A 3,716-nucleotide genomic window follows, 5' to 3' on the forward strand; every position below is an offset into this window, starting at 1 on the left:
GTGAGAGTTCAAGCTTCGCAACTCGAACCCTACTCGAAGACCGGCGATGGCCACCTCAGCGGTGGGCCGCTCCTACACCACACACTGGGACACGACCCGGTTGCAGTGCGGCTCTTCGAGGACGCCGAAGACTTTGAGGAGGCGCAGAGCCTTCGCTATCTGCGCCACTACATCGCCCTGAGCCAAGCGCAGTTTAAATCCAAGTACCTCAGTCGCAGGTATTCCGGTGACGACCTGAGGAGGAACTGGCACGCGAATCGATTGACGATCGACGAGGACAACCTTGCGATCAGGAGCGGACCCGCCATGCGGCGGCTGCCCTCACCGCTCGACCACGACAAGTTCGATCTCAGCCGGCCGGTCGATACGCATTTCTGGCAATGGCCGAAGGCGGAACCGGTCGATGGGCCGTGTCCGGACGCTGCCGATCCTCCGAAGGCGCCGCACCGGGGCGAGGAATGACGGGTCCGTTCCGTCCGGTCGGAGCGGCTACCCTATGGGACGCGATTCCTCGAAAGACGCCTCATTACGCCGAGAAGCGATCCGATCATCCAGACAGGGCGCGGTTCGACATGCCTCACCTCACCTCCACCTCGACCGTCCTGGCCGTGGTGACGCATTACCGGTACGAGCGATGGCTGGCGCAGAGCCTACGATCCCTCCTAGACCAGACACGCCGCCCCGATGCGATCGTGGTCGTCGACGACGCCTCGGTTCCCCCTCCGACCGAGATCGTCCAGGCTTTCCCGGAAGTGACGCTGATGCGGGCCGAGGCGAACGGCGGTCCGTACCGGCTGCTGCAGGCGATCTTCGCCCAGGCCGCGTTCGATGCCTTCATGCTGCAGGACGCCGATGATTGGTCTCATCCCGAGCGTCTCGCCCTGATGCTGGCGGCGGCCGAGCGGAGTCGGGCGGACATGGTCGGCTGTCAGATGACGGACGTGTACGAGGGCCTGTCGCCTCAGGCCCCCATCGTCGTGCCGGAGGACCCGCTGGCTGCGGCGTTGCAGGAGCCGACCCGGCACGTCCTCACCATGGGAACGAGCCTCATCGCCAAGGCCCTCGTCGAACGATCAGGCGGATTGTCCGCCGGTCTGCGGTTCGGCGCGGACAGCGAGTTCACGCGACGCGCCCTGTTTGCGGGAACCGTCGTCAACATTCCCGACGCCTGCTATTTCCGCCGAATCCATGCGGAATCGGCCACGCAATCCAAGGAGACGGGCTACGGCTCGCCCCTGCGCCGATCGATCCAGCTTCGGGTTCAGGAGCGTGCCCGGCACAACGTCGCGCAGTTCCTCGCCGGGCAGCCGTCGGACCTCACGCCGCTCGATCCCGGCGAGAGCGCCCGGCTGATCCATCTGGCCGGACCGCGGCTGCGCGGCTTCCCCTGATACGAGGCGGTCCGCCCCCCGGCCGTTCCGCGCGGCTTTCGGCGGAAACCGGCGACCACTGTCCCGCCGATGCTCTATGCTCGCGCATGACCAAGGGTCGAGGACGTCGCAAGTCCGCGACGAAACCTGGCCCGAGCGGGGAAGCATGAGCGAGATCATGACGGGTGCGGCGACGACCTCGAACCCGCTGGATGCGGCCTCGCGCGTCGGCCGTCTCCTGGCCCGCATCGCGGACCGTACGGCCGTGATCGGCGTGATGGGACTCGGCTATGTCGGCCTGCCGCTGGCCAAACTGTTGTGCTCCAAGGGCTTCGTCGTCTACGGCTTCGACACCGACCCCGCCAAGGTCGAGCAGTTGCGGGCGCATCACAGCTACATCTGCCACCTGCGGCTGGACCAGCTCTGGGCCGCCGAGGCGGCCGGCCGGTTCGTGCCGACCGCCGAGCCGGAGCGGCTGGCCGAGATCGATGCGGTGCTGATCTGCGTGCCGACGCCGCTGGATCGCCATCACCAACCCGATCTCACCTTCGTGGAGCGGACCGTCGAGCAGGTCGCGGACCGGATGCGACCGGGGACGCGGGTCATCCTCGAATCGACGACCTACCCGGGCACCTGCCGCGATGTGGTCAAGCCGATCCTCGAACGGGACGGGCGATGCTCGGGGCAGGATTTCTTCCTCGCCTACTCGCCCGAGCGCGAGGATCCGGGCAACCGGGATTTCGTGACCGCAACCATTCCGAAGGTCGTCGGTGGCGACGGGGAGATCGCCTCGCGGCTCGCCTGCGCGCTCTACGGTGCGATCGTCGAGACGGTGGTGCCGGTCGGCTCCAACGAGATCGCCGAAGCCGTCAAGATCACCGAGAACATCTTTCGCGCCGTCAACATCGCCCTCGTGAACGAACTCAAGGTCATCTACGACGCCATGGGCATCGACGTCTGGCACGTCATCGCCGCCGCCAGCACCAAGCCGTTCGGCTACATGCCGTTCCAGCCCGGCCCCGGACTCGGCGGCCACTGCATCCCGATCGATCCGTTCTACCTCACGTGGAAGGCGCGCGAGTTCGGCGTGCGCACGCGCTTCATCGAACTGGCCGGCGAGATCAACAGCGACATGCCCCGGCGCGTGCTGGAGCGCCTGACCGCTGGCATCGACACGGTGCATCGGCGCGGGCTGCGCGACAGCGCGATCCTCGTCGTGGGGCTCGCCTACAAGCGCAACGTGGACGACATCCGGGAGAGCCCGGCCCTGCGCCTGATCGAACTGCTCGACCGGGCCGGTGCCCGGGTCGATTACTTCGATCCCCTCGTCCCCGAGATTCCCCCCACCCGCGAGCACGGATCGCTGCAGGGGCGCCGAAGCGTGCCCTGGCCCGGCGAGGGCCTGAGCCGATATCACGCCGCGCTCATCGTGACGGATCACGACGGTATCGACTATGCCGGCCTGGTCTCCGCCTGTCCGCTCGTCGTCGACACGCGCAACGTCTGCGAGCGCCACGGACTGACGGCGCCCCACATCGTCAAGGCCTGACAACAACCTTCCCAATGCCAAGCCGTAGCCCTGCGACGAATGAAACGCGATGCAGATGAATCCAAACAGTGATCCGAGAGGATTGCATTGCGGGGGCGCGTTGCCGGACAAATCGCTGACTGTGGCTGGACGTGGCTCCAGGCACGACAGATGAGTATGTACCATCCGCCTCAGGCCTGTCCGTGCTTCCACGCCGCGAGCGCGACCGCTCCGCCGAGCATCAGCACCACCGGCACCGGATGCCGCCACCGAAACGGGCCGGGCCGATACCGCGGGCGCTCCGGATGCGTGCGATCGACCTTGGAGAGGTAGCGTTCGAAGGCGGGGCCGGGCGGCTCCTGCATCACGATCTCTCCCCTCGGAGCGGTCCCATCAAGTCATGGGCACGTCTCGATGCTGCTTCGAGCGAGGCGCCGGTCAGGACGAGGCAGAGGACGATCTGGAGCCAGCGGGGCATGGCGGGAGCGTAGCACGGACGCGCTCGCGGGACAGCGGGGAGCATGATCGGTTCGACGCATGCCCGATCCGGCCCTCCTTCCGGACACCGAACTCCGGTTCCCCCCGGAGCGGCCTGCTATCGCTATCGAGCGAAACTGGCAGAGCTTTGCCGCCACGCAGGCCGACCGCATTGGCCGCCGCCTGAACGATAGTTTCGACAAAGTTGCCGACGATTGGATCGAGTCGATCAATCGCACCTAAGAGCGTGTTATGAACTGATTGGCCTGTTTGGCGTTGAGGTGGATGCCGCTTGATCGCCGCGCCTACCCGTCCGATGTGTCCGATGAAGAGTGGGCGCT

5 protein-coding genes are annotated in these 3,716 nt (G+C 66.6%); 4 read left to right on the top strand and 1 reads right to left on the bottom strand.

Translation table 11 applies throughout. The features are described from left to right. The 3 genes from ASG52_RS17100 to ASG52_RS17110 all read left to right on the top strand — a co-directional run. Window positions 1-462 (top strand): hypothetical protein (locus ASG52_RS17100; RefSeq protein WP_210170416.1); only part of this gene is annotated, 462 nt, incomplete at its 5' end. Further along, a complete protein-coding gene (locus ASG52_RS17105; protein WP_162250009.1) occupies window positions 459-1,391 on the top strand; it encodes a glycosyltransferase family 2 protein in 933 nt (310 codons plus the stop codon). The genes ASG52_RS17100 and ASG52_RS17105, both read left to right, overlap by 4 nt. A gap of 157 nt (window positions 1,392-1,548) precedes the next feature. Further along, window positions 1,549-2,919: a nucleotide sugar dehydrogenase gene (locus ASG52_RS17110; RefSeq protein WP_056245843.1), complete on the top strand. Its 1,371-nt coding sequence runs from the start codon at window positions 1,549-1,551 to the stop codon at window positions 2,917-2,919. 170 nt (window positions 2,920-3,089) lie between these two features. Here the strand turns inward: ASG52_RS17110 and ASG52_RS27335 are convergent, their stop codons facing one another. After that, on the bottom strand, window positions 3,090-3,263 hold the full coding sequence (locus ASG52_RS27335; RefSeq protein ID WP_156384015.1) for a hypothetical protein: 174 nt from the start codon (window positions 3,261-3,263) through the stop codon (window positions 3,090-3,092). A 172-nt stretch (window positions 3,264-3,435) separates the two neighbouring features. Here ASG52_RS27335 and ASG52_RS17115 point away from each other — a divergent pair, with 172 nt between their 5' ends. Beyond that, on the top strand, window positions 3,436-3,618 hold the full coding sequence (locus ASG52_RS17115) for a hypothetical protein (RefSeq protein WP_056245840.1): 183 nt from the start codon (window positions 3,436-3,438) through the stop codon (window positions 3,616-3,618). The last annotated feature ends 98 nt before the right edge of the window (window positions 3,619-3,716 follow it).

The organism is Methylobacterium sp. Leaf456 (assembly GCF_001425465.1).
In the GTDB taxonomy this organism is placed as follows: Bacteria; Pseudomonadota; Alphaproteobacteria; order Rhizobiales; family Beijerinckiaceae; genus Methylobacterium.

Excerpts from the sequence above, each read along its gene's own strand:
- ASG52_RS17105 (WP_162250009.1), top strand. The coding sequence starts at position 459 with ATGACGGGTCCGTTCCGTCCGGTCGGAGCGGCTACCCTATGGGACGCG.
- ASG52_RS17110 (WP_056245843.1), top strand. The coding sequence starts at position 1,549 with ATGACGGGTGCGGCGACGACCTCGAACCCGCTGGATGCGGCCTCGCGC.
- ASG52_RS27335 (WP_156384015.1), bottom strand. The coding sequence starts at position 3,263 with ATGCAGGAGCCGCCCGGCCCCGCCTTCGAACGCTACCTCTCCAAGGTC.
- ASG52_RS17115 (WP_056245840.1), top strand. The coding sequence starts at position 3,436 with ATGCCCGATCCGGCCCTCCTTCCGGACACCGAACTCCGGTTCCCCCCG.